The following is a 2,322-nucleotide window of genomic DNA, read 5'->3' as shown; positions in this document are numbered from 1 at the left end:
AACAATCCCCAGCAGCGGCTCAACAAGGAGATCCGGCGTCGCACCGACGGGCACTGACCGCCTGAACCATCAACTCCAAGCATCACACCACGACGTCCTACACCACATCCCTGGACTTGAATCGCTATCTTTGCGCGTCGGGTCCATACGACCGGGACCGAGAGTGTTTTGGGTACGTACCGCGACAGTCCATAGCGAGGTTAATGGTCGTGGTCGAACACGACGAGGGTGTCGACCAGATCGCCGTCGACAAAATACGCACGGCACGTGAAAGGGTCATGCAGCGTGCCGCCCACTTCGTTCGGCGCCACGACAACGCCCTCTACACTCTGCACGCTGATGCGGGAGTGGTCGACGCCGTTGAGGGGCCCGCCGCTTAACAACGAGAACAAGTCCATTACTTCCGGGTCCAGTTGCGCGCTCGTCACTGTGACGTCGGTGAGTTTCGCTGTCGACGGCGCCACCAGCCGCGCTACGACGTCACGTTCACACCGCTGCTGGGCCGCACGCTCGCGCGGGTCTACGGATCCCGAGTCGATGAGCCCGAAACCACGCGTAATTATGGCGATGGCCGCTAACAGCGCACCGCACACCGCCGCGGCTGCCAGAAGCAGCGCACGTTTCCTCTTTCGAGCTCCCATGTACGCCCGCTCCGTCTATCGCGAGGACAGGTTCGACTTCCCGCGTCGATTCTGCCTTCACGGCATCCACTCCCGCCTCGGACATCATGCCCGTCCCAGGCGTCCGCTCATTCCTGACATCCACCACCCGCTGCGCATCATAGAGCTGCTTGGCAAGCCGGCGGGAGCTGGCACATGCCGTGACGGCGCAACCACGACTTGAGCGATGGTCACAGTTGCATCCGGCCACTTGAGTGCCCGACGCTATGGTCGCCGGAGTGGGTGTCGCAGGGTAGCAACAGAACGTGGCCCGAGGCACGCCCATCATCTTGGCGATGTCGGCGGAGGCGATGCCCTTGCCTCTGAAGCTGCGCGCCTTGGCGGCGGCAGCGTCGTCGACCTTCCGGGGCCGACCCCGCTTGCGCCCGTTGGCGGCCACGCCGCGACGCATCCGCGCCATCCGCTCCATGTTGTCGCCCTGGGAGCCAGAAACGACGTGTTGTTGAACGCCCATCTCGGCCGCGATCTTCACGCACACCGGGTTGTCGCACTCATGCAAACCCGGCACCCCCGCTGCCACGCTTCCGCCGCGTCGCCAACGCGTAGCGATGCGGACGCACGCAGGAACCCCCGCCGTCGCGCGTGAGGCTAGACCGGAGCCATCGGCGGCGATCGCCCGGTCCAGATGTTGCAGTCCGAAGAGGTTGGCCCCAGACGACGTGACAATCGAAGCACGCGATTTCCGCGCATGCCGACGCCGATCAACGATCAGCTGTCCCGCCCTTCTCATGTCGGCAAACCCTATAGCCGAACACCGACAGTCAGCGCGGCCGCCCCGACTCGAGGTGACACCACTGGCCGAACCGTAACGCCTACGAGGCGACGACGGCTACGTCCGCGCCGTCGCCGCATCAGGAACGCCAGCGGCCCCGTCGCCGGGACTCACTGCTGGATCAGCGCTGCCATGGCCGTCTAGTGAATGCGTCTCGTTTCTCGCCGCGCGCTTCTCGGTCTTCGGTTCGTGCCGGAGCATGGCCCTGACTTCGCCGATGCCGTCGCCAGTCAGCTCGGCGATCGTCGTCAGCGTCTCACCACTTTCCTGCAACAGCCTGATTGCCGCGCTGGCCTCGGCCCGAGTGCCGGCACGCCGCCTGTTGGCGTCGGCGCGCACCCCTTCGGTCACCGCGGCCAACCGTTCGGTCTCCCAGACGTCAATTTCGGCCAGCCTGGCCTTGGCCACCATGTAGTTCGCCGCGTTCTCGATGTTCGCCTTCTCCCGAGCCGCGCGGGCCTCGTTGGCGCGCCTGGTCACCTCGCGCACCCTCCGCCGGGCTTCCACCTTTGAGGTACTTGAAGCTGTCATGGTCGGGACACTAGGAGCGACCGGGGCGTGAGGGCCACCACCACAGCCACATTCACTGTCCACTAATTTTTCGCGGCCACGCCTGCCGCACCAACGCCCACGGCTCACCGGACCTTAACCCTCCGCCTCACCACCACCCCGCCGCTGCACGCCAGCTGTCTCGCCATCACCCCTGCTTCTAGGCCCCCTCGAAGCCAGCACACCTCTTGCATTTAGGTCACGACTGCCGCGAATCAACTCAGAGTTGACCGAGCCTGGTGGCGCATTGGGGTGGGTCCTTCCGTGGGCACTGTAGCGACGTTTTCGTTTGGCCTGGTGGACCAACTGCTCTATGGGCGT

At 65.0% G+C, this 2,322-nt stretch carries 2 protein-coding genes; both read right to left on the bottom strand.

The window, feature by feature from the left end; all coding sequences use genetic code 11:
• Positions 1-200 precede the first annotated feature (200 nt).
• On the bottom strand, positions 201-641 hold the full coding sequence (locus WA965_RS16210; RefSeq protein WP_526298959.1) for a hypothetical protein: 441 nt from the start codon (positions 639-641) through the stop codon (positions 201-203).
• An 868-nt stretch (positions 642-1,509) separates the two neighbouring features.
• A complete protein-coding gene (locus WA965_RS16205) occupies positions 1,510-1,983 on the bottom strand; it encodes a hypothetical protein (RefSeq protein ID WP_526298957.1) in 474 nt (157 codons plus the stop codon).
• Between the last annotated feature and the right edge of the window lie 339 nt (positions 1,984-2,322).

It is taken from the genome of Mycobacterium sp. (assembly GCF_049683935.1).
Lineage (GTDB): Bacteria > Actinomycetota > Actinomycetes > Mycobacteriales > Mycobacteriaceae > Mycobacterium.
This window is presented reverse-complemented; position numbering and strand designations above follow the sequence as displayed.

What these genes read in the sequence shown, in the direction of transcription:
- WA965_RS16210 (WP_526298959.1), bottom strand. Translation starts at nt 641, where the DNA reads ATGGGAGCTCGAAAGAGGAAACGTGCGCTGCTTCTGGCAGCCGCGGCG.
- WA965_RS16205 (WP_526298957.1), bottom strand. Translation starts at nt 1,983, where the DNA reads ATGACAGCTTCAAGTACCTCAAAGGTGGAAGCCCGGCGGAGGGTGCGC.